The 22,199-nt window shown below is 67.8% G+C and carries 22 protein-coding genes, 2 pseudogenes and 1 riboswitch; of the genes and pseudogenes, 11 read left to right on the top strand and 13 right to left on the bottom strand.

From position 1 onward, the window contains the following. The first annotated feature begins 1 nt into the window (after window position 1). Complete coding sequence (locus ACQ86A_RS07785) at window positions 2-1,021, top strand: YeiH family protein (RefSeq protein ID WP_431279981.1); 1,020 nt, start codon at window positions 2-4, stop codon at window positions 1,019-1,021. Window positions 1,022-1,064: 43 nt separating this feature from the next. On the opposite strand, the gene ACQ86A_RS07780 is transcribed toward ACQ86A_RS07785, so the two are convergent. Further along, window positions 1,065-1,388: a DMT family transporter gene (locus ACQ86A_RS07780; protein WP_431279980.1), complete on the bottom strand. Its 324-nt coding sequence runs from the start codon at window positions 1,386-1,388 to the stop codon at window positions 1,065-1,067. 10 nt (window positions 1,389-1,398) lie between these two features. Further along, a riboswitch (guanidine-III (ykkC-III) riboswitch) is annotated at window positions 1,399-1,462 on the bottom strand. 81 nt (window positions 1,463-1,543) lie between these two features. Between ACQ86A_RS07780 and ACQ86A_RS07775 the strand changes: the two genes are divergently transcribed. Further along, window positions 1,544-2,842 carry an O-acetylhomoserine aminocarboxypropyltransferase/cysteine synthase family protein gene (locus tag ACQ86A_RS07775; RefSeq protein WP_431279979.1) on the top strand — a complete coding sequence of 433 codons (1,299 nt, stop codon included), beginning with the start codon at window positions 1,544-1,546 and terminating at the stop codon, window positions 2,840-2,842. Between the two features lie 225 nt (window positions 2,843-3,067). Further along, window positions 3,068-3,436 carry a CoA-binding protein gene (locus ACQ86A_RS07770; RefSeq protein ID WP_431279978.1) on the top strand — a complete coding sequence of 123 codons (369 nt, stop codon included), beginning with the start codon at window positions 3,068-3,070 and terminating at the stop codon, window positions 3,434-3,436. Window positions 3,437-3,455: 19 nt separating this feature from the next. On the opposite strand, the gene ACQ86A_RS07765 is transcribed toward ACQ86A_RS07770, so the two are convergent. Further along, window positions 3,456-4,007, bottom strand: a complete 552-nt coding sequence (locus ACQ86A_RS07765) for a VOC family protein (protein WP_431279977.1) — start codon at window positions 4,005-4,007, stop codon at window positions 3,456-3,458. Between the two features lie 102 nt (window positions 4,008-4,109). Here ACQ86A_RS07765 and ACQ86A_RS07760 point away from each other — a divergent pair, with 102 nt between their 5' ends. Beyond that, complete coding sequence (locus ACQ86A_RS07760) at window positions 4,110-4,670, top strand: hypothetical protein (RefSeq protein WP_431279976.1); 561 nt, start codon at window positions 4,110-4,112, stop codon at window positions 4,668-4,670. On the opposite strand, the gene ACQ86A_RS07755 is transcribed toward ACQ86A_RS07760, so the two are convergent. The 4 genes and pseudogenes from ACQ86A_RS07755 to ACQ86A_RS07740 form a co-directional block, all read right to left on the bottom strand. Next, window positions 4,667-4,969 carry a M23 family metallopeptidase gene (locus ACQ86A_RS07755; protein ID WP_431280402.1) on the bottom strand — a complete coding sequence of 101 codons (303 nt, stop codon included), beginning with the start codon at window positions 4,967-4,969 and terminating at the stop codon, window positions 4,667-4,669. The two genes, ACQ86A_RS07760 and ACQ86A_RS07755, sit on opposite strands and share 4 nt — an antisense overlap. 516 nt (window positions 4,970-5,485) lie before the next feature. After that, window positions 5,486-5,947 (bottom strand): annotated as a pseudogene (locus ACQ86A_RS07750) (ClpP family protease); the annotation flags it as partial. Between the two features lie 66 nt (window positions 5,948-6,013). Then, window positions 6,014-6,604 (bottom strand): annotated as a pseudogene (locus tag ACQ86A_RS07745) (ClpP family protease); the annotation flags it as partial. An 89-nt stretch (window positions 6,605-6,693) separates the two neighbouring features. Beyond that, the gene (locus ACQ86A_RS07740; protein WP_431279975.1) at window positions 6,694-7,500 is read right to left on the bottom strand and encodes an LmeA family phospholipid-binding protein; all 807 of its coding nucleotides are present in this window, start codon (window positions 7,498-7,500) and stop codon (window positions 6,694-6,696) included. Window positions 7,501-7,677: 177 nt separating this feature from the next. Here ACQ86A_RS07740 and ACQ86A_RS07735 point away from each other — a divergent pair, with 177 nt between their 5' ends. The 4 genes from ACQ86A_RS07735 (at window position 7,678) to ACQ86A_RS07720 (ending at window position 10,852) form a co-directional block, all read left to right on the top strand. Further along, window positions 7,678-8,328 (top strand): hypothetical protein, encoded by a 651-nt coding sequence (locus ACQ86A_RS07735; RefSeq protein ID WP_431279974.1) that lies wholly within the window; start codon window positions 7,678-7,680, stop codon window positions 8,326-8,328. Next, window positions 8,315-8,671 carry a hypothetical protein gene (locus ACQ86A_RS07730; protein ID WP_431279973.1) on the top strand — a complete coding sequence of 119 codons (357 nt, stop codon included), beginning with the start codon at window positions 8,315-8,317 and terminating at the stop codon, window positions 8,669-8,671. The genes ACQ86A_RS07735 and ACQ86A_RS07730 overlap by 14 nt, the downstream gene beginning before the upstream one ends. Window positions 8,672-8,688: 17 nt before the next feature. Next, complete coding sequence (locus ACQ86A_RS07725) at window positions 8,689-9,558, top strand: hypothetical protein (protein WP_431279972.1); 870 nt, start codon at window positions 8,689-8,691, stop codon at window positions 9,556-9,558. A 106-nt stretch (window positions 9,559-9,664) separates the two neighbouring features. Beyond that, a complete protein-coding gene (locus tag ACQ86A_RS07720) occupies window positions 9,665-10,852 on the top strand; it encodes an OmpA family protein (protein ID WP_431279971.1) in 1,188 nt (395 codons plus the stop codon). Here the strand turns inward: ACQ86A_RS07720 and ACQ86A_RS07715 are convergent. Beyond that, the gene (locus tag ACQ86A_RS07715; protein WP_431279970.1) at window positions 10,821-11,759 is read right to left on the bottom strand and encodes an SDR family oxidoreductase; all 939 of its coding nucleotides are present in this window, start codon (window positions 11,757-11,759) and stop codon (window positions 10,821-10,823) included. The two genes, ACQ86A_RS07720 and ACQ86A_RS07715, sit on opposite strands and share 32 nt — an antisense overlap. 58 nt (window positions 11,760-11,817) lie before the next feature. Here ACQ86A_RS07715 and ACQ86A_RS07710 point away from each other — a divergent pair, with 58 nt between their 5' ends. Together ACQ86A_RS07710 and ACQ86A_RS07705 are read left to right on the top strand one after the other, a co-directional pair. After that, window positions 11,818-12,492 (top strand): TetR family transcriptional regulator, encoded by a 675-nt coding sequence (locus ACQ86A_RS07710; protein ID WP_431279969.1) that lies wholly within the window; start codon window positions 11,818-11,820, stop codon window positions 12,490-12,492. Window positions 12,493-12,608: 116 nt separating this feature from the next. Next, window positions 12,609-13,112, top strand: coding sequence for a SixA phosphatase family protein (locus ACQ86A_RS07705; RefSeq protein ID WP_431279968.1), 504 nt, complete (start codon window positions 12,609-12,611; stop codon window positions 13,110-13,112). Window positions 13,113-13,146: 34 nt separating this feature from the next. Here ACQ86A_RS07705 and ACQ86A_RS07700 read toward each other — a convergent pair whose 3' ends face one another. The 4 genes from ACQ86A_RS07700 to ACQ86A_RS07685 all read right to left on the bottom strand — a co-directional run bounded on the left by ACQ86A_RS07700 (window position 13,147) and on the right by ACQ86A_RS07685 (window position 17,325). Beyond that, window positions 13,147-13,782 carry a DUF2510 domain-containing protein gene (locus tag ACQ86A_RS07700; protein ID WP_431279967.1) on the bottom strand — a complete coding sequence of 212 codons (636 nt, stop codon included), beginning with the start codon at window positions 13,780-13,782 and terminating at the stop codon, window positions 13,147-13,149. A gap of 82 nt (window positions 13,783-13,864) precedes the next feature. Continuing rightward, window positions 13,865-14,806 (bottom strand): S1C family serine protease, encoded by a 942-nt coding sequence (locus ACQ86A_RS07695; protein ID WP_431279966.1) that lies wholly within the window; start codon window positions 14,804-14,806, stop codon window positions 13,865-13,867. Window positions 14,807-14,866: 60 nt separating this feature from the next. Next, on the bottom strand, window positions 14,867-17,107 hold the full coding sequence (locus ACQ86A_RS07690) for a heavy metal translocating P-type ATPase (RefSeq protein WP_431279965.1): 2,241 nt from the start codon (window positions 17,105-17,107) through the stop codon (window positions 14,867-14,869). Then, window positions 17,104-17,325 carry a heavy-metal-associated domain-containing protein gene (locus tag ACQ86A_RS07685; RefSeq protein ID WP_431279964.1) on the bottom strand — a complete coding sequence of 74 codons (222 nt, stop codon included), beginning with the start codon at window positions 17,323-17,325 and terminating at the stop codon, window positions 17,104-17,106. The genes ACQ86A_RS07690 and ACQ86A_RS07685 overlap by 4 nt, the downstream gene beginning before the upstream one ends. A gap of 150 nt (window positions 17,326-17,475) precedes the next feature. On the opposite strand from ACQ86A_RS07685, the gene ACQ86A_RS07680 reads away from it, so the two are divergent. Then, complete coding sequence (locus ACQ86A_RS07680; protein WP_431279963.1) at window positions 17,476-19,614, top strand: heavy metal translocating P-type ATPase; 2,139 nt, start codon at window positions 17,476-17,478, stop codon at window positions 19,612-19,614. On the opposite strand, the gene ACQ86A_RS07675 is transcribed toward ACQ86A_RS07680, so the two are convergent. Together ACQ86A_RS07675 and ACQ86A_RS07670 are read right to left on the bottom strand one after the other, a co-directional pair. Next, the gene (locus tag ACQ86A_RS07675; RefSeq protein ID WP_431279962.1) at window positions 19,581-20,633 is read right to left on the bottom strand and encodes an NAD(P)H-dependent flavin oxidoreductase; all 1,053 of its coding nucleotides are present in this window, start codon (window positions 20,631-20,633) and stop codon (window positions 19,581-19,583) included. The two genes, ACQ86A_RS07680 and ACQ86A_RS07675, sit on opposite strands and share 34 nt — an antisense overlap. An 84-nt stretch (window positions 20,634-20,717) precedes the next feature. Continuing rightward, window positions 20,718-22,118, bottom strand: a complete 1,401-nt coding sequence (locus ACQ86A_RS07670; protein WP_431279961.1) for a DUF2252 domain-containing protein — start codon at window positions 22,116-22,118, stop codon at window positions 20,718-20,720. Between the last annotated feature and the right edge of the window lie 81 nt (window positions 22,119-22,199).

Raw genomic sequence — 22,199 nt, 5'->3', positions numbered from 1 at the left:
GATGAGTTCTGTCGCACCCACCTCCCGCACAACGTTCCCCTGGCTGCCGGGGGTGGTCGCGGCAGGGCTGGCCGCCCTGGTCGCCTGGGGCATCCACTGGCTCGTCCCGGCGGTGCCACTGCTCACGGCTGCGGTCGTGCTCGGGATCATCGTGGGTCAGGTGCCGTTGGCGCGACCGGCGGTGACGGGCATCCTGAAGCCGGGTCTCTCGACCGCCGCGAAGCGCCTGATGCGGATCGGCGTCGTGCTGCTCGGGCTCAAGCTGAGCCTGGGCGACATCGCCGGGCTCGGCTGGGTGAGCATCCTGACGACCGTGGTAATCGTTCTGGTCACGTTCGTCGGCACGATCTGGCTGGGGCGATTGTTCAGGCTGCCCGGGCACCAGCCGCTGCTTGTGGCCACGGGCTTCTCCATCTGCGGCGCGTCCGCGATCGGCGCCATGAGCGGGATCGTGAAGTCCAAGGACGAGGAGACGGCCACCCCGGTCGCCCTCGTGACGCTGTGCGGCACGCTCGCGATCTTCGTCCTGCCCGTGCTCTGGCATCCCCTCGGGCTGAGCTCGCTACAGTTCGGGCACTGGGTGGGCGCGGGAGTCCACGACGTCGGGCAGGTCGTGGCAACCGCCCAGATCGCGGGCTCGGCGGCACTCGCCGTCGCGATTGTGGTCAAGCTCACCCGCGTGCTGATGCTGGCGCCGATGGTCGCGATCGCCTCCGTGGTCGAACGCCGTCGCAACGTCGAGCCCGACCCCGCGGCTAAGCGCCCGCCGATCGTGCCGCTGTTCGTGGCCGGGTTCATCGTCGCGATGCTCGTGCGGTCGTTCATCCCGTTGCCGGATGCGGTCATCGCCGGTGCGGACACCCTCCAGACGGTGCTCTTGGCGATGGCCCTGTTCGGGCTCGGCACGGCTGTGCGGCTCCGTACTCTTCTGGGCACAGGATGGCGCGCTCTCGCAGTCGGCCTGCTCTCCTGGGTGCTCATCGCCGCCCTCGCGCTCGGCGCTGTGTGGATCTCCAGCTGACCGGTCGGTGATCCCGCGTCGGGCGAACAACTGCCAGAAGCCTCTAGTGCGAGTCGACGAGCTTGAGGCCGACCACGCAGCCGACCAGCCCGAGGATGAGCAGAACCTTCACCAGCGAGAACCCGTCCCCGCCGAACGCCATCGCGTAGGCCACGGTGAGCGCAGCTCCGATCCCGACCCAGACCGCGTATGCAGTGCCGGTCGAGATGTCGCGCATCGCGAACGCCAGTCCGCCCATCGAGGCGAGCAGGGCGACACCGAAGATGACGGTCGGCCACAGCTTGGTGAAGCCTTCCGCCTTGCCGAGGGCCGTCGCCCAGACTGCTTCGAGGATTCCGGATGCGATGAGTACGATCCAGGCGACCATGGTTATCTCCACTGGCCAGTCTTGTCGCGTTCCGGGTACTGATCCGTCGTCCGGGGTCGTGTATCCACGCCCTAGTACAAGTGTACCAGAGCAGGGGTTGCGGCGTGTTACGCGACCCGGTCGGGGAGGCAGGCGCGCTCCGGTAGCGTGACCTCATGGCTGATCGCGAATATGGCTTCCGCACGCGTGCGATTCACGCGGGCAACATCCCCGACCCGGTGACCGGCGCCCGCGCCCTGCCGATCTATCAGACGAGCGCGTTCGTGTTCGACGACACGGCGGATGCGGCAGCCCGGTTCGCGCTGCAGAAGTACGGCAACATCTACTCGCGCCTTGCAAACCCGACCGTCGCCTCGTTCGAGGAGCGCGTCGCCAGCCTCGAGGGCGGTCTGGGTGCTGTCGCGACAGCGAGCGGCCTCAGCGCGCAGTACATCACCTTCGCGTCCCTCGTCGGCGCCGGCGATCACATCGTCTCCTCGGCCAATCTCTACGGCGGATCGATCACGCAGCTCGATGTGACACTGCGCCGCTTCGGCGTCGACACGACTTTCGTGCAGAGCTCCGACCCCGCCGACTACGCCGCCGCGATCACCGACAAGACCAAGCTGGTCTTCGCCGAGACGATTGCCAACCCGTCCGGTGAGATCGCCGACATCGAGGGGCTCGCCGAGGTCGCGCACGCGGCCGGTATCCCCCTGATCATCGACTCCACGATTGCGACCCCGTACCTCAATCGGCCGATCGAGTGGGGCGCGGACATCGTGATCCACTCGGCCACGAAGTTCCTCGGCGGTCACGGCACCACCCTCGGCGGCGTCGTCGTCGAGAGCGGCCGCTTCGAGTGGCACAGCGAGAAGTTCCCGCTGTTCGGCCAGCCTGTCCCCTCGTACGGCGGACTCGAGTGGTCGGGCAACTTCGGCGAGTACGCGTTCCTGACGAGACTTCGCGCCGAGCAGCTGCGCGACATCGGCCCGTCGCTCGCACCCCACTCCGCGTTCCTCCTCGCCCAGGGCGTCGAGACGCTGCCGTACCGCATCCAGGCTCACGTCGACAACGCGAAGATCGTGGCGGAGTGGCTGGATGCGGACCCGCGCATCGAAGCGGTGTTCTGGGCCGGGCTGCCCGCGCATCCACACCACGACCGCGCGCTCAAGTACCTGCCGAAGGGTGCCGGCAGCGTGTTCAGCTTCGTCGTCAAGGGCGGCCGCGAGGTCGGCCAGTCCTTCATCGAGAACGTCGACCTTGCCAGCCACCTCGCGAACATCGGCGACGCCAAGACCCTCGTCATCCACCCCGCATCGACGACGCACGCGCAGCTCACCGAGCAGCAGTTGCTCGACGCGGGCGTGCTTCCCGGCGTCGTGAGGATTAGCGTGGGCATCGAAGACGTTGATGACATCATCTACGACCTCGACCAGGCTCTCACCGCCGCTGTGAAGGAGACCAACGCATGACGATCACGGATGCCCCTGCCGCTGCAGGCGCCGCTGACACGGCCGACGTCCAGCTCGCGAACGGCCTGAGCTGCTCGGTCCCCGCCGACTCCCCTCGCCAAGCTGCTGAAGTCGCAGCGCACCTGGGTCGGCCCGGACGCAAAAGAGCGTCTGAAGATCCTGCGCGCGGCCAAGTCGATCGCGATCGTCGGCGCATCCCCGAACCCAACACGTTCGAGCTACTTCGTGGGCACGTACCTGCAGCAGTCGAGCGACTACCGCGTGTACTTCGTGAACCCGAACGCCGACACCATCCTGGGCCAGAAGGCCTACCCCGACCTGGCCTCACTGCCCGAGGTTCCCGACATCGTGGACGTCTTCCGTCGCGCGAGTGACATCCCGAGCGTCATCGACGATGTCGTCGCGGTGGGAGCACCGACCGTCTGGGTTCAGCTCGGCATCTGGAACCAGGATGCGGCCGAGTACGGCGAGTCGAAGGGCCTGACGGTGGTCATGGACCGCTGCATCAAGGTCGAGCACGCACGCTTCCACGGCGGGCTCCACCTCCTAGGCTTCGACACCGGTCAGATCACGTCACGCAAGACCCTGCGCTGATCCGGCGCTCCCAGACCGACTAGTTCGGCGCGACAGGAGCGACCGGCTCGACAGGTGCGACCGGTGCGACCGGCGCGCTCGCTGTCCCCGTTGCACGACCGCTCAGTTCGACGTCAAGGGTCTCTTGGGCGACGCGCATCGACTCGGCGAACTCGGGCTCGGACATCCGAGTCCAGGTCTGTGCTTCGGGAACATCCTCGACGTGCGCCATCACCCACCAGATGTTGCCGAACGGATCGCGAACCCGGCCTCCACGGTCGCCCCAAGCACTGTTGGACAACGGTGTGACGACGCGTGCGCCGGCGGCAACCGCGTTCCCGAACGCGACGTCGGCATCCGGAACGAAAACTCGCAACAGCGACGGCATCACGGGCCAATCGGCGCGCCGATCGAACGCGAGCAACACGGTGTCGCCGACACGGATCTCCGCGTGGCCGATCGTGCCGTCCTCGACCGCCACTCGCGCGAGTTCGATGCCGCCGAACGACTCCGAGATGAAGTCGAGCAGCGCACCGGTGTCGTCCGTGACGATCCAGGGCGCCACCGTCGTGTATCCGGTCGTTTCAGTCATCTTCTCTCCCCTTTGGTTGCCTGGTTCGCTTTCACACTACGCACGCCAACGGACAATTCTTGACCTCAATACCCTCACCCTGAACCGGATAATCTGGGACGCATGGGGGAAAAGACGAAGAAGCGAACCACGACGTATCGGTTCAGCGACAAGTTCATCAGCGTCACCACGACCATCCTGATCACCGTGATGCTGGTCATGATCGCGGCGGGGTTCATCCTCGGTTTCGTCAGCGATTCGCTCGATAGTGACGCCGCCGACGTCGCCTCCTCGGTGGCCATCTGGCTCATCATCGGAGGGATCGCACTACCGCTGCTGATCGCTGCAGTGCTAGGTGGCGAGGCCATCCGTGCCGGCGGAGGCATCATCGGGTTCCTGCTCATCGTCGGCCTCTTTGCGACCGTCGCCGGGAGCACCGAGATGGGCCAGGATGCGCTCGGGCCCGTCTGGTCGTCATGGGCGTTCTGGGGCGGCATCACGATGATGGCGCTCGCCGTTCTCGGCTTCTTCGTGATCGGATGGATCGCGAAGGTCCCGATGTGGCTGCAGGCGCCCGTCATCGGCTCCCCTCGCGTATACGTACGCGGCTCCAGCGACAGTGCGACGGATGCGGTGCTGCCGAACAAACTCGACGGCCGGAAGAAGCGGGCGGGAACCCGCTAGCTCGCCAGCGGTTCGATCACGGAGGCTTCGCCGGGCATCCCCCACTCCCTGAACCGCGCATTCGTGGCACCACGGGGCCATTCTCGAAAGCTGCGGAACGTCATCGGCACGCCTCGCGCAACGGAGAGATCAGCGCTATCCATCGCCTGAATGTGCAGATGCGGCTGGGTCGAGTTTCCCGAGTTGCCGCAGGTCGCGAGTTGCTGGCCTTGGACAACGGTCTCGCCGGCCGCGACGCGCAACGTTCCCGCACGGAGATGGACGAGTGCCACGAAGGCCGTTCTGTCGGGCAGTGCCATCACCAGGTAGTTCCCGGCGATCGCCTCGACCCCGCGGCGAACTCGCCCCGCTTGCCCGAGCATGTAGCCCACAAGCGAGAGTTGGGATCGGCGAGCCGGATGATCGGGCTCGCCGTCGTGCGACGCAACGACCACACCGCCAGCAGGCGCCAGTATCGGCTGTCCGAAGGCGAAGAAGCGGTCGGGCGGTTCGGTGCCGAACAACGTTCCCGCGTCCCGGATGCCTGCGGTGCGTCCGCGCTCGTCCACGGCGACGAAGTCCACCGCGTACCGCTCGCCGAAGAGGTCGCTGCCGTGGCTGGGGATCCGACGCGCGGGACTGTTGCGGGCCACCCACCGGCCTGTGAACGGCAGCGCGAGCTCGACAGCAGGTTCCACGGGGTCTCGCCCGGGCACATCCCCGACCATGCCCTCAGGATAGGCGAGTACCCGCTCACGCCTGCGGGTGTCGCCCCCGAGCACCTCGTCGACGAGGCCGTAATCGCGAGCCCCGTCGGCCGTGAAGACGCGGTCGCGGTCGGTGTCGTGGCGCAGGGTCTCCACCGACTGGCCCGTGTGCTCGGCGAGGATGGACTCGAGTTCGGCGCGGATGCGCACCACCTCGTCGGCCTGCAGGATCAGATCGGGAATGGTGCCCTGCCCTCGGGCGGCCGGCTGGTGCAGCACGACGCGCGTGTGCGGGAGCACGGCACGTCTCCCCCGCGTTCCGGCCGCGAGCAGCACGGCGCCAGCGGCGATCGCCTGTCCCACGCACGTCGTCGCGACTGGCGATTGGATGTACTGCATCGTGTCGTAGACCGCGAGCATCGAGGTCAGGTCGCCGCCCTCGCAGTTGATGTAGAGGTTGATCGGCAGGTCGGAGTTGTCTGCGTCTAGGTGCAGCAGTTGCGCGATCAACGCGTTGGCGACGCCCGCGTCGATGGCCGTGCCGAGGTAGATGATCCGCTCGGAGAGCAGATGCGAGTAGACGTCCATGATCCGCTCGCCGCGCGGATGTTGCGTGATGACGTTGGGGATCGTGTAACTGCTCATGGGTCTACCTCCCCTCGATGCTGCTGACGGCATGACCTGCTCGAACGAGTCCACGACGTGATCGACGAACCCGTAGTCGAGCGCCTGCCCGGCCGTGTACCACCGGTCGTGCAGCGAGTCCTCGAAGATGCGCTCGACCGGCTGGCCGGTGTCGTCCGAGATGAGGCCGAGCACCACATCCCTGGTCAGGCGCAGGTCGTTCGCCTGCACCTCCACCTCGACCGCCGAGCCGCCGATGCCGGCCGATCCCTGGTGCATCAGGATGCGCGAGTGCGGCAGAGCAAACCGTTTCCCCTTGGTGCCGGATGAGAGCAGGAACTGCCCGGCGCTGCAGGCCAGCCCGAGCGCCAAGGTGCTCACATCGTTGGGGACCAACCGCATGATGTCGCGGATCGCGAGCATGGACGGGACCGAGCCGCCCGGGGAATGGATCCAGAGCGCGATGTCGGCCCGCGCATCCTCGGCCGCCAGAGTCAGCAGCTGGGACGCGAGCATCGTGCCGTTGTCGTCGTCGAGCGCACCGTCGAGCACCAGGATGCGGCGGAACAGGAGCTGCTGTCGCATCCGGTCGTCGAACTGCGGTCGTTTCTCGTCGTCAGTCATGGGACGAGACTGCCCCAGCGGCACCGCTCAGCGGGTCGTTGTCTGCCGTCAGCAGATCTGCCGACGGCAGAGTCGCCGTCCCCGGCGAATCACGGAGTGCAGGTGGCCGTCGACCGGAACGTCTGGCTCGACAGGGTCACGTTCTTGCCGCCGAACGCGAGTGCGAGCCCTGCGGGCGTCACCGTGACCCCCGTCAGCGTCGTTCCTTTCGGCACATACTTCGCGAGGCACACGGCAGGCTTCTGCGCCATGAGTTGCGCAACGATCGCCGGCTGCTGCTCGGCTGCGGCGCCGGAGGTGACGGTCGCGGCGGTCGGCGTCATCACGATGCTCTGCCCGACGAGCGATGGGGTGGCGGTCACGTCGTATGCGATCGCTCGACCCGCATCCCCCTGCGTCCCCGAGAACGTCACTGACCCGTCGCCGAGTGCGACCTTGGTGGTTCCCGGATACGGGACCACCGTCGTCAGCGCCGCCGGTCCGAACGTCACGGTGCCGCTGAGCTGCTCGACCGGCTTTGTGATGTCGGTTGCCACGCCCTTGGCACGGAGTTCGAGGGCGGAGGTGGCGCCGTCGGCGGTCAGCGCCGGGACGCTGACGGTCACGTCGTCGAACGATCCGTTCAGATACTGCGAAATCACCGGACCGCCACCGATCGTGACGGTCACGTCTCCGGTGGCTCCTTCGGGCAGCCGACTCTGAACCTGCTGCGCGGCGACGGTCTCGGCCGTAGCCCGCAGCCCGCTGTCCGTGAATGTGAAGGCGACCCAGCCCAGGATGACCAGGATCGCGATAACCGACCCTGCGATGATCCAGCCGCGCCCCCGCCGTCGCGGCTTCTCCCGCTGGTAGTTCGTCTCGAAAAGCGATGCGAAGGCATCGTTCTGGTCGCTCATCCCCCGAGGTCCGTTCTCCGGCCGAGTGCCGGCTTTCGCGCAACGTCCGGCGCGCATCCCCACGCGCCTCCGCAAGGAGACTATCGGGAACCATTCGACATTCCCCTAGAGGTTTGCCAGGAGGTGTGCGTACGCTCCGTGTTCGCCGATAGACGGCGACGTTCGGGAGGGGTCTTCATGGCGACACGGTCGCAGAGCGCACGCAGCGCGGCGCGTTCGCCCTTTCGCGTCGGGATGCTCGCCCGCAAGCGCCTCGAGCGCCTGGCGTTGAACGACGCCGCGAGCAGCGCATCCGGATCGCAATTCGATAACGAAACGCGAGAGACGTCCACGCCGACCGTGCAGGCGATCCAGGCGCACGCGAACGCGTATGCGCGCCGTGAGGAGCAGCGTTTCTTCGCGAACATCAACCGCGAGCTGACCGAGTACCGCGTTCTCGTGCGGGCGCTCGACACAGACACCGCCGCGTACGAGAACAAGACCGACACGCTCAGTCTCGCGGAGCGCGAGGCGATCGGCGAAGGGCGCGGACCGGCCTTCGAGGAGTACCGTCGTCTGGAACGCCGGATCGCGCGCGGCCGGCGTCGAGCCGACGAACTGTCGGCCCTCATCCACTCCCGGTTCACCTCCGCGAAACTGCGGGCCAGCAGGTACTACGACCACTCGGACGAGAAGATCGCGATCTACTGGGGCGCGTACCGGCGCTCCGGTACGGCGAGCCGCCTCGACGAGCGCGCACCCGCGCTGCGCCGCGTGGAATGGCTGACGACACAAGAGAACACTCAGCTTCTCGAACTCTGGCAGGGGAGAAACGATGCCGAAGCGTGACAAACCGCTTGCCGACTACAAGGTGCGCAAACCGAGCCGCTTGAGGCGCCGGATGCTCTGGCAGCTCAGACGGATGCGTGACGCGGTCGACGTGGAGACGCTCGAGGTCTTCGAGCACGAACTGGCCGCCTATGAGCGGGCGGGCGTCGCTGACATCGACCGCCAGCGCACACGCAACGTCGCGATCGCTGCAGCCCGGGTCGCCAAGGCGCAGACGCGGGAGGAGCTCATCCGGAACGCACTGCTCCGCTCCGAGATCGACATCCGGCGCGCGGAGATCGCCGCCGAACGGCTCGACACCAAACTCGCGGGGCACGACCCCCAATTCCACAACTACGCCTGAGGATCGGGGGAACTGACATGGCAAGAGACATCGTCCTGAAGCCGCCGCGCATCCGTTCGCAGGTCGGCCACATCTCGCCGATCGTGCACGTTCTCGTGTATCTGCTGCTGCTCGGTATGATCACCGTCGACTACGTTCTGCTGTCGCAGGCGCTCACTCTGCTGCTCCGCAACGACAGCCAGTACGGGGCGATCGGCACGCAGATGTACATCATCACGCTGGGCATCTCGCTCGCCGTGGTGACGCTGCCGCACGTCGTCGCCGTGGTGATGCGTCGCATCCAGGCGGGCGTCATGTCGCGACGCTGGTCGATCGTCGCCGTCGCCCTCGCGCTCATCTGGGCGGCCCTGCTCGCGGCGATCACCATCGCCCGGATCAAGGCCGGCATCGACGCGCAGAACGCGGGTGGCCTGACCGGGCTCGCCGGCGCTCCCGCGACGACGACGGCGGCAGGCTTCTCGTGGTCGTCGCCGGACACGATCATGGCGTTCCTGATGCTGGGGGTGCTCGCCACATCCGGAGCCATCAGCTTCATCGTGGCCTGGCTCACGACACGTCCGCTGCTGAGTGCGACCGAGAAGGCGCACGCGCACGTCGACAAGCTTCGGGTGCACCGCGATCGGCTGCTCGGCGAAGCGGTGGCCGCACGCGAGGCGACCCAGCAAGCGATGAGACTCGATCACGAGGATGCGGTGCGCTACACCGGCGCACGAATCACGTTCGCGTCGCGAGTCGATCTGCTGCGCGCGCAACTCGCGACGAAACTCGCGCAATTCGAACGGGACCCGGCCAGCACGAGTCAGATCATCCGTGAGCTACGGGCACGGCATGTGGCCGAGCCGTCGGAGATCTCGCCGTCGATCCCTCCGCGACAGTTGAGCGATTGAGGTTCGCCCACCCTCGGCTGCACCCCCACCCGCATCCGCTCTCCCGCCTCTCCCGTTGTCAGCGGCTCGCCCGCCTCCCCCATCTCGGACCCGAAAGGACCCGCCCGTGACTTTCCGCCTCGCCCGTGTCGGCTTCGCCGCCGCCACCGTCGTCGCCCTCGCAGCTGCGCTCACCGCCTGTGCCTCGGCGACCGCATCCGGTCAGTCATGCGACCAGTCGAACAAGCGCAACATGGGAGTCGTCGCCGGAAGCACCGCGAACGCCCCGACGACGGCACTCGCCGCGTCTGCAGTCGCCCAGTTGAAGGCCGTCGGGCAGAGCAACGGCAGCGTGACGGTCGTGGTCCCGTCGGGAACGCCGCAGGTGATGGGCACGACGGTGATCGGTTCAACGGCTCAGGATGGGGTCGTCTGCCAGAGCGATCAGCGCAACAAGCTCACGCAGATCACGTCGTACATCAACGCGCTGAAGGCGACGTCGCCCCAGGTGGACTTCCTCGCCTCCATCGATCAGGCCGCGCGCAACCTCGGAACGAACCCGATGGGCGTTCTCGTCACGGGAAGCGGCCTGCAGACCACGGATCCCTTGAACTTTGCAGCAAGCGGCGTGCTCTACGCCGACCCGGCCCAGGTCGTGAGCGACCTCCAGTCGCGGGGCCTGCTTCCGACCGACCTCAAGGGCGTCACCGTGTATTGGTCCGGGATGGGCGACGTCGCCGGCGCGCAGACGCCCCTGACCGTCCCCGCCCGCAGCAATCTCACCGCGATCTGGACCGCGATCATCAAGGCTGCGGGCGGAACGCTCTCGTTGCTTCCCGAGCCGTCGTCGGGCGCAGCCGCTTCTGGCCTGCCCGCTGTTACGGCTGTGCCGGTCGAGGCGGTGCAGACCAAGACGGACTGGACGCACCCGATCGTGATCCGCAACAGCGACCTGCTCTTCACGAAGGACACCGCGACGTTCTCCGATCCCGCGGCGGCTTCGGCCGTGCTGCAGCAGCTGGTGCCATCCATCGAACAGAACGGCGCCGCCGTCACGATCACCGGGACCGCGTCGAAAGACCAGGCGACGAACAACACGGCCGATACCGCCCTGTCGCTCCGGCGGGCGGATGCGGTGAAGACGGCGCTCGTCGGGCTCGGTGTACCCGCGTCGTTGTTGACGACGGCGGGAGTGGGTTACGACTGGTGCGGGTGGAAGAGCGAGACGGATGCCGGCGGCGCGTACTCCGATGCGCTCGCGGAGCAGAACCGCTCGGTGATCCTCACGTCGGCGGGCGTCGGGCTCTGCGGGTAGCGGTCAGGCCGCTTCTGCGGGGTCGTCGGCCGGGAAATCGGCCGGGAAGTCGGCCGGGTACGGCTCGTCGAAGTCGGCCGAACGGCTGACCAGCTGCCACTTCTCGTCTTCCGCGAGCAGCCGCGCGATCCTGAGCAATGGACATCTCGGCCGCGTTGACACCGAGCGGCAGGTGGTACGGGATGTCGCTGCGCTTGGCGACTCGGACGAGGATTTCCGCGGCCCGCTGAGGGTCTCCCGCCGGTCCTTGCGTGTTCTGGCGCATCCTGGAATTCATCGCTCCGACGGTCTGCTCGTACGCCTCAGGGATGTCTCGCACCGTCATCGACGAGCCCGCCCAGTCGGTCGCGAATCCGCTCGGCTCGACCACGAGGACCTTCACGCCGAACGGAGCCGTCTCGGTCTGGAGCACCCGGCTGAAGCCGTCGATCGCGAACTTGGCCGCCTGATACGACGCGATGCCCGGCGACCCGCCGACCCGTCCGCCCACGGAGGAGAACTGGATCACGAGTCCGCCCGCCTGCTCTCGAAGCACCGGGATCGCTGCCTTCGTGACGTTGTAGACGCCCCAGAAATTCGTCTCGAACTGGGTGCGGAAGTCGTCGTCGTCGGTCGACTCGATCGGCGAGACGTTGGAGTATCCCGCGTTGTTCACGATCACGTCGAGGCGGCCGAAGGTCTCTCGGGCTTCGGCGATCGCGCGCTGGGCGGCTTGCGCATCCGTCACATCGAGGGCGATGGGATGCACACGGTCACCGAACTCCTGCACCAGGTCGTCGAGCTGCTCGGGCTTGCGTGCGGTTGCCGCGACGCTGTCGCCCGCTTCGAGGGCCGCTCGCACGAGGGCGCGCCCGAAGCCGCGCGAGGAGCCGGTGATGAACCAAATCTGTTCTTGTGGCTTTGTCATGCACTTAGTACAACACTGTTCTCTTATTTACGCAACCCGGTTGTATTAGGATGTTCCCATGACGACGACGACAGGGTTCCAGCGGGCGCGCAGCACCGACGCGAAACTCCAACGGGAGGCCGCGATCCTGGACGCCGCACGCGCGCTCGGGCTCGCCAACGGGATCCGTCGCGTGACACTCACCGATATCGCCGAAGCGGTCGGGATGCACAAGTCGGCGCTGCTGCGCTACTTCGAGACCCGCGAGCAGATCTTCCTGCGCCTGACCGCGGCGTCCTGGCGGGAGTGGTCGCCGGCCGTATGCGAGACCCTGGAGGGACTGGACGACCGGTCGCCCGCATCCGTCGCCCGCGTGATCGCTTCGTCGCTGACCTCGCGACCGCTGTTCTGCGACCTGTTGGCGCAGACCCCGCTCAACCTCGAGCGCAACGTCTCGGTGGAGGGCGTGCGCACCTTCAAGCTCACGTCGATCGAGGAGTTCGGCAGGATCGTCGAGGTGCTGACGCGGGTCGTACCCGTGAGCGAGGACGACGCGGCCGACTTCATGGCTGCCGCGGTTGCGCTGGCAGGAGCCCTGTACCAGATCGCCACGCCCGGGCCCGAGCTGGAGGAGCTCTATCGAAGCGACCCGCGGCTGATGCACTCCGTGCTCGACCTCGAGCCGCGCCTCACGCGGATGCTCGCCGCGATGCTCCGCGGCTTCGCCGCCCCCGCCGCCCCCGCCGCCCCCTAACGCAATCGACTCCGGCCAAAATCACCCTATTCCGGCGCGGATGAGGGAATTCTTCCCGGAGTCGATTGCGTTGGGCGGGACGTGCGCGGGCGGAGAGTGAGGCGCAGACTGGGGGGATGACGAATGGTTCTGGGCGCACGCTGGTGCTGTTGCGGCACGCGAAGTCGGACTGGTCGGGGCCCGAGGCGGACATCGAGCGGCCGCTCGCCGAGCGCGGAGTCCGCCAGGCCGGTCAGGCAGGGCTCTGGCTCGCCGAACACGCTGCCGCTATCGGACTCGCCGTCATCTCGCCCGCGAATCGCGCCCGACAGACGTGGGAGCTCGCATCCGTCCGACTCAGCACTCCCCCGCAGGTGCTCGTCGACGATCGCGTGTATGCCGCAACGGCGGGGCAACTTCTCGCGGTCTTACGCGAGATACCCGACGATGTCGAAACCCTCGTGCTGGTCGGACACAATCCGGGAATGGAAGACCTTGCATCCGCGCTCGCCGGCGAGTTGGTCACCCTGCGCACGTCAGGAATCGCGGTCTTCAGGATGCTCGGCTCGTGGAACGATCTCAGCCCGGCGACCGCCGAGTTGCTGAAGACAGGCAGAGCCAGCGGCGACAAGCTGTCTTAGGCGCGCTCCGCACCCAAGCCCCGCACCCGAACGCTTAGCCCAGGAACGTCAGCAGGAATTGCATCGTGAGGCGGACGAGCGGGAAGGTGAAGCAGAAGACGATTCCGAAAGCGAGGCCGGTGATCGCGGGCCCGAGCCCTCGGTAAGTTCGCACCCGGCAGAGGGCGATGATCGCGAGGATGGCCGCTGTCACGGCGAGAGCGCTGCCCACGATGACGAGCACGAGCGACAGGAAGATCACCCAGACGAATGGCAGCGCGTGCACGGCCAGATCCGCACTGATGACCGCGAAAACGAACAGGATCGCCGCCGTCGCCCCGAAATTCACGCTCCGGTAGGCGAGGACGTTCCGCAGGGCACCGTGGCCGACGTTCCCGAGGGAGGGACCTAGCGGCCCACCGAAGACCGGCGCGACGACCGTGTCGATCGGCTGCGTCCCCGGGTGGAAGCTGGAGGTGGTCAGCTGTCCGCGGTCGGGCACGCGCACGGGTGCACGCGTGGCTACGGGCGCGACCGGGGCGGCAACCGCTGCCGAGGCTGGCGCGGCCACGACCGGCGCATCGAACGGGCGAAGGTGTTCGCTCCATCCGGTGCCGGTCCACCAGCGCATCCCGAGCGATCCTGCGGGGTCGGGGAACCAGCCGGCTTCGGGCAGACGGGTGTCGGTCATGGGCGGCCTCATTTCGGGAGCACCCAACGGTATTCGCGTTCGTACGGCGCCCGGGAGCCCCAGAGCGCGGGGTGCGCGAGGCTCAGGATTCGTCGAGCTCCCGCGGCACGGTGATCGCGTCGACCAGGGCGCCATTCCGCCAGACGGTGATCTCGATGGGCTTGTCGATCGCATCCTCGACCATGAGCTGCTGCACGGCCGTGGCCGTGACCACCTGCTTGCCGGCCAGCTCGACGACGATGTCGCCGCGCCTGAGACCGGCCTCCGCGGCTGGGCTCCCCGGCGAGACGCCGGCAACTTGCAGCCCGGTGGGCGAGCCGATGCGGGCGGCCAGTTCGGGCGAGAGCGGCACCTGGGCGCCGGCGATGCCGAGCCAGGCGCGACGCATCCTGCCCTTCGTCATGAGAGCGGTGATGATCTCGCGCGTGGTGGCGTTGATCGGCACGGCGAGGCCGACACCGATTCCGGCGACGGCGGTGTTGACCCCGACCATCCGGCCCGCGCTGTCCGAGAGCACTCCCCCGCTGTTACCCGGGTTGAGCGCCGCGTCGGTCTGGATGACCTCGTCGATCACTCGGCCCGACTGCGTCGGCAGCGAGCGCCCGAGCGCCGAGACGATGCCCGCGGTGACGCTTCCGGCGAGACCGAGCGGGTTGCCGAGAGCGACCACGACCTGTCCTACATGCAGGTGCGACGCATCCCCGAGCTCCACAGGATGCGGAACCGGACCACGCGCATGCAGTACCGCCAGATCCGACAGGGTGTCGCGGCCGACGACATCGACCTGCGTGGTGGTGCCGTCGGAGAAGGCTGCTTCGGCAGAGTTCGCCCCAGCCACGACGTGCGCGCTTGTCAGCAGGAAACCGTCTCGCGTGATCACGCTCGCGCTCCCCGAGCCGGCTCCGCGGGCGCTGCGCACACTGACGCTCGCGACGCTCGGCAGCACGCGCGTCGCGACGGCCATGACGGTGCGCGAGTATGCGTCGAGCAGCCCGTCGTCATCCATCGCCGGCAGATCGTTCATGGAACCAGAGCGTACGTCCGGGGCGGGACGCCTATGGCCCCAGTTCGCTTGCAGCAGACCTCAGATTCGTGGCGCGAACCGGCGAAGCCGCAGACTGTTGGTCACCACGAACACCGACGAGAACGCCATCGCCGCGGCCGCGAGCAGCGGGTTGAGCAGTCCGAGCATGGCGACAGGTATCGCCGCGACGTTGTACGCGAACGCCCAGAACAGGTTGCCCTTGATCACTGCGAGGGTTCTGCGGGAGAGCCGGATCGCATCCGCCACCACGAGCAGGTCTCCGCTGACGACGGTGATGTCGCTCGCCGCGATCGCCGCATCCGTGCCGCCGCCCATGGCGATGCCCAGATCGGCAGCAGCCAGAGCCGCCGCGTCGTTCACCCCGTCGCCCACCATCGCCACGACCCGACCCTCATCCTGCAGCGTCCTGATGAGGTCGAGCTTGCCCTGCGGAGTGACACCCGCGTGAACCTCGTCGATTCCCACTTCGGCCGCGACGGCGTCGGCGGCGCCCGCGTTGTCGCCGGTCAGGAGCACCGGGTTCAAGCCGAGCGCCCTGAACCGGCGGATCGCCTCAGCACTCGAGGCCTTCGCCGTGTCGCCGACCGTGATCAGGCCACGGAGCGCACCGTCCCACGCGACCGCGATCACGGTTCCGCCGGCCGACTCCGCCGCAGCGACGGCATCCGAGACTGCGGGCGAAACGTCGATCGACCACGACTCGGTGAGCCAGGATGCACGCCCGACGAGCGCGAGCCGACCGCCCACCATCGCCTGCACTCCCTGTCCGGCGTGCGAGACGAACTCGGCAACCTCCAGCGCCTCGGATCCGTCCACGAGAGCACGCGATCGCTCGACGACAGCGCGGGCGATGGGATGCTCGGAGCCGTCCTCGACAGCGGCAGCGATCGCGAGCACATCCCTGTCCGTCACCTCGTCGAACGCGACGACCTCGATGACCGTCATCGATCCCGTGGTCACCGTGCCGGTCTTGTCGAGCACGATCGTGTCGACGGTCCGGGTCTGCTCGAGCACCTGAGGGCCCCGGATGAGGATGCCCAGCTGCGATCCCCGACCCGTCCCGACGAGCAGCGCGGTGGGGGTCGCGAGGCCCAGTGCGCACGGGCACGCGATGATCAGCGTGGCGACGGCGGCCGTGAAGGCGAGCTCGACCGGCGCGCCCGAGATGAGCCAGGCGGCGAAGGCGACGAGCGACAGCGCGATGACGATCGGCACGAACACCGCGGAGACGCGGTCGGCCAGGCGCTGAACGGCCGCTTTACCGGTCTGCGCCTCCTCGACGAGGCGGCCCATTCGAGCCAACTCGGTGTCGGCGCCGACACGGGTGATCTCGACCACGAGTCGTCCACCCGCGTTGACCGTGGCGCCGACGACTCGATCCCCGGGACCGACCTCCACGGGAACCGACTCGCCCGTTAGCATGCTCAGATCGACGGCCGAGGAGCCGTCGACGACGAGCCCGTCGCTGGCGATCTTCTCGCCGGGCCGAACGACGATCCTGTCACCGACGGCCAACGCGGCCACAGGGATGCGTGACTCGACGCCATCGCGCAGCACCGACGCATCCTTCGCCCCCAATTCCAGCAGCGCACGCAGAGCGGCGCCGGACTGCTTCTTCGCGCGCGCCTCCAGGTAGCGGCCGCCCAGGATGAAGACGGTCACCGCCGAGGCGACCTCGAGGTAGATCTCGCTCGCACCGCTGGCCGGTGCGCCGAAGAGCGCGAAGGTCATGTGCATCCCGGGCTCGCCGGCCGTGCCGAAGAAGAGGGCGTACAGCGACCAGCCGAGCGCGGCGAGCACCCCGACGCTGATCAGGGTGTCCATCGTTGCCGCGCCGTGCCGGGCGTTGATCGCTGCGGCACGGTGGAACGGCCACGCACCCCACAGCGCCACGGGGGCTGCGAGGGCGAGCGAGAGCCACTGCCAGTTGGTGAATTGCAGCGCGGGAATCATCGCCAGCAGCACAACCGGCACCGTCAGGGCGGTGCTGATGACCAAGCGCTGACGTAGCTCCCGGGTCTCATCTTCCGGGCCTGCGGAGGTCACCCCACTCGAGGAAACAGGCGCGGACGGCAGTTCGGCCTTGTACCCCGCGGCCTCGACCGTCGCGATCAGCTGGTCCGTCCCAGTGCCCGCCGGCGCCTGAACGCGCGCCTTCTCGGTGGCGTAGTTCACGGTCGCCTCGACACCCGGCAGCTTGTTGAGCTTGCGTTCGATGCGGGTGGCACAGGATGCGCAGGTCATACCGCCGATGTCGAGCTCGACGTCCACGAGGCTCACGCGTCGACCAGCGCGTATCCCGCTTCCTCGACGGCCGCGCGCACGGCGACGCGATCGAGCGGGCCGACGGATGCGACGGCCACGGTCGAGGTACCGCCCGCCCGCAGGTCGACAGACACCGACTCGACGCCATCCAGGGCTGTCAGCTCTTCGGTGACGCTCGTCACGCAATGCGAGCAAGTCATCCCGCTGACGAGATAGGTGGCGGCGGCGCTCATGGCGGAGTCCTTTCGTGTGGTCTGCGTGAGACGAGGGAGATACCCCTGGCCGGTATGAAACTATACCCCCTCCTGGTACTGCGCAAATCGGTCCGGCCCTTGTTTCGGGAGGATTGACAGTATACCCCCTAGGGGTATAACTTGACGGGCATGAGCGAGCACCAGCACGACCATGCGGACGAGTCGACCGACCACGCCACGATGGACCACGGTGCGATGGATCACGCCACCATGGACCACGCCGCGATGGGTCATGGTGGCCACGCCGGACACGGCGATCACGTCGCCCAGTTCCGCCGCCTGTTCTGGATCATGCTGATCGTCGCCGTTCCCGTGGTCGGCTTCAGCCACATGTTCGCGGAGATCCTCGGGTACCCGCTCCCCGACGCGGCCTGGGTTGCCTGGGTCTCGCCCATCCTGGGCACCGTCATGTTCTTCTGGGGCGGCCGACCGTTCCTCACCGGCGCCGTCTCCGAGCTCAGGATGCGCAAGCCCGGCATGATGCTGCTCATCGCCCTGGCGATCACCGTCGCGTTCGTCGCCTCATGGGGCGCGAGCCTCGGCCTCCTCGATAGGGGACTCGACTTCTGGTGGGAGCTGGCGCTGCTCATCGTGATCATGCTCCTCGGCCACTGGATCGAGATGCGCTCGCTCGCGCAGACGTCTTCTGCCCTGGAGTCTCTTGCCGCACTCCTCCCCGATGAAGCCGAACGCGTCGACGGCGACGCCGTGGTGGTGGTCTCCCCCGCCGAACTCCGCGTCGGCGATACCGTCATCGTGCGCCCGGGCGGCCGGGTGCCTGCCGACGGTGACGTGATCGACGGGGTCGCGGATGTGGACGAGTCCATGATCACCGGGGAGTCGCGACCGGTCACCCGCGCGCCCGGAGACCATGTGGTCGCGGGTACCGTCGCCACCGACAACGCCATCCGCGTGCGGGTGACAGCTGTCGGCGCGGACACCGCTCTCGCAGGCATCCAGAGGCTCGTGACGGAGGCGCAGAACTCCAGCTCCCCCGCGCAGCGGATCGCGGACAGAGCCGCCGGTTGGCTGTTCTGGTTCGCGCTCGGCGCGGGCGTCCTCACCGCGATCGTCTGGACGCTCGTCGGCAGTCCCGACGACGCGATCGTGCGCACGATCACCGTGCTCGTCATCGCCTGCCCGCACGCCCTCGGACTCGCCATCCCCCTCGTTGTCTCGATCTCGACCGAGCGGGCCGCGAAGGGCGGGGTACTGGTCAAGGATCGGCTCGCACTCGAGAGCATGCGCACGATCGACACGGTGTTCTTCGACAAGACCGGCACACTGACCAAGGGCGAGCCGGTGGTGTCGCTCGTGAGCTCATCCGGAACCGGGACAGAGAACGATGTGCTCGCGGTCGCGGCCGCCGCGGAGGCGGACAGCGAGCATCCGCTGGCCAAGGCCATCGTGCTGGCAGCGCGCGAACGCGGACTCGATGTGCCGCGCGCATCCGGATTCCAGGCGGCGACCGCCGTCGGAGTGACGGCGACCGTGAACGGCCGACGGGTGAGCGTCGGCGGTCCGAGCATGCTGCGCGAGTACTCGGCGCAACCACTCGCCGTTACGGCCCGTTGGATCGACGAGGGCGCGATCATCCTGCACGTGCTCGTCGACGGCGAGGTCATCGGGGCGGTCGGCCTGGCCGACGAGGTGCGGGAGGAGTCGCGTCAGGCCGTCGATGCGCTGCACGCTCTCGGTGTGCAGGTCGTGATGATCACCGGTGACGCGGAGGCGGTCGCGAAGTCGGTGGCGGCAGAACTCGGCATCGACCGCGTTTTCGCGGGCGTGCATCCTGAGGACAAGGCCGAGAAGGTTCACGCGCTGCAGCGGGAGGGGCGCAAGGTCGCGATGGTCGGCGACGGCGTCAACGACGCCCCGGCGCTCGCTCAGGCCGATGTCGGGATCGCGATCGGCGCCGGCACGGATGTGGCCATCGCCTCAGCGGGCGTGATCCTCGCGAGCGACGATCCGCGTTCGGTGATCTCGGTGATCGATCTCTCCCGCAAGAGCTACCGCAAGATGAAGCAGAACCTCTGGTGGGCCGCGGGTTACAACCTGATCGCGGTGCCGCTCGCGGCGGGGGTGCTCGCCCCGATCGGTTTCGTGCTGCCGATGGAGGTAGGTGCGCTGCTGATGTCCCTCTCCACGATCGTGGTGGCGGTGAACGCCCAGTTGCTCCGCCGACTGGATCTGCGACCGGATGTGAGTGTGCGGTCGGTTCTGCGGGCCGAACGTCAGCGGGGCACGCCCGCGAGCAGTTCCGCGTAGACGTCTGCCGCATCCGTGTGCCGCGCGAGCGCGGCTGCCTGCCCCGCCCACAACGACTGCAGTTCGCCGTTGCCCTGCTTGTTCGCCTCCGCCCGGAAGCGCCCGGTCAGCCAGTTCTGCAGCGGGAACGGCGCGATCACGCCGCTCTGCTCGATCGTCCGGATCGCCCGGTTCGGGATGCCGCGGGCGAGTCGACCGCTCATGGCACGTGTCAGGACGGTCCCGTCGGCCGTGGCGACGCGGATCGCTTCGCGGTGGGTGTCGTTCGTGGCCGACTGCCTTGTCGCGAGGAACGCCGTCCCCACCTGGACCCCGGATGCCCCGAGCGCGAAGGCACCCGCAACGCTCCGCCGATCGCCGATCGCGCCGGCAGCGATGACGGGCACGCTCACGGCATCCGCCACCTGAGGGATGAGCGCGAAGCTCCCGACCAGCGACTCCTCGGCTCCGCGGAGGAATGACACGCGGTGTCCGCCGGCTTCGAGGCCCGTCGCGACGATCGCATCCGCCCCGCCCTCCTCGAGGTATCGCGCCTCGTCGACCGTGGTGGCCGTGCCGACGACCACGATCCCCTTCGACTGCGCCGCCTCGACGAGGGACGCCGACGGGAGGCCGAATACAAAACTCACCACTGCGGGCGCGAGTTCCAGCACGGCCTCGATCTGTTCGTCGAACGATGGCAGGAATCGTTCCGGACGTGACGGCACCTCAGCGCCGACCTCGCGGAAGAACGGTTCGAGAACCGCCGCGAACCTCTCGTACTCCTCCGAAGGGATATCGGCCGGCACCGCATCGTCGCGCGGAACCCAGAGATTGAGCGCGAAGGGCTTCGGCGTGAGCTCACGTAGCGCTCGAGCGGTCTGCCGGATCCGTTCGGGCTCGTAGCCGTAGAGCCCGAACGACCCGAGCCCGCCGAGGTTGCTCACCGTCGCCGTCAACTCCGTCGACGAGAGCCCGCCGAACGGCCCCAGCACGATCGGCGATTCGACTCCGAACAGACCGTTGACACCCGTGACCATGCAGACTCCTCGTTCAGCTCGTTCCTTTCATCATCCTCGCCGCAGACGCGATCGAGAATTCGGCGATCGGTTTCGAGACTCCGGCTACAGTCCGGGAATAGCCTCAAGGCGACCGGATGCGATCGCCTCGATGAAGGCCGCATAGTCGCGCTCGTTCTGGTCCGCATACGCCACAGCGAAGTCGGCGATGGATTCGTCCATCCGATCGCTTCCGCCGAGATACGCGGAGACGGCAATCCGGTCCCCTGACCTCGAGTGCGCACGCGCAAGGGTCTCTCCGCAGAGTTCCGCGTAGATCCGGGCGCCGGCGGGCTTGATCGATTCGGTGTCGACGGAGCCTTTCCAGTCTCGAAGCTGCCGCAGGTAGAAGTCGCGCGCGACCCCGTCGACGCCCTCGGCACGCTGCCAGCCGAGGAAGATGTCGCTCGCCGCCTGCATCGTCCGTTGACCGCGCACCACGCGCTCGCCGTGATTCTTGTACTGGCTCGGCGCCGTGTAGCGCTCCAAGACGGATGCTTCGGCTTCCTTGACCTGGAGCAGCAGCGGGTCGTCGTCATCCCGCCCCCGGAAGAGCAGGATCCAGGCCCGCGTCCCGACACTTCCGACGCCCACGACTTTTCGGGCCATGTGGACCAGCTCGAACTCGTCGAGCGGGTGCCGCTCGAACGGGAGCGTCCAGCGATAGTCGGCGATCAGTGCACGAATCCCGTCGAGCATGGCTCCCGTCGCAGCAGGGTCGGGCATCAGGTCCTCGATCGGTTCGATCAGCGGCGGATCGGCGATGATCCGCAGCTCACCGTCCACCGTGGAGACGAGCTTCTTGAACGCCTGAAGGTTGTCGCGCGTGCGCGCCTTCGCGATCAACTCGTCGCCGCGCTCCACCTGGCGCGCCCCTGCCCGGCGGTTGGCACGTTCCGCCCGCACGCGCGCCACGACCGCATCGGCGTCCAGGCGGTCATACCAGGCGCCGAGCACCGTATCCTTGGCAAGCTTTCTCAGTTTCTGTCGATACGCCCGGGCCACCGTCACCGTCGCTTCTCGACGGTCGGCCGGCGAGAGTCCCGCGTTGCGCCCGGCGACCTCGAAGCTCGTCGCCAAGCGCTTGAGATCCCACTCCCACGGCCCGGGCGAGGTCTCGTCGAAGTCGTTGAGGTCGAAGATCAGCGAGCGCTCTGGGGTGCCGAAGACACCGAAATTCGAGAGGTGCGCGTCACCGCAGAGTTGGGATATCAATCCCGAACTCGGCGTGCGAGCGAGGTCGGCGGCCATGATGAGGGCCGCACCCCGATAGAACGTGAACGGCGACACCATCATGCGGCCGTGCCGGATCGGAACGAGTTCGGGAACCCGTGTCCTGTTCTGTTCCTCGATCAGCGCAACCGGATCGGCGCGGTCGTCCGGCGGCTCCCACACCGCACCTAACGACCGCGGTGTCGATTTGCGGGCTTCGTGGCCGATGAACTCTCTTTCTTCCACCCATTTCATGGGCTCAGGCTAGGCATCCGGATGCGCGGAGTCGTCACCCGCGCGGGATGATCCGTCGCCGACCTGCGCCCCTTGCAGTGC

It is taken from the genome of Leifsonia poae (assembly GCF_050632195.1).
In the GTDB taxonomy this organism is placed as follows: Bacteria; Actinomycetota; Actinomycetes; order Actinomycetales; family Microbacteriaceae; genus Leifsonia; species Leifsonia poae_C.
Note: the sequence above shows the minus strand (reverse complement) of the source record. Positions and strands in the feature narration are given on the sequence as shown.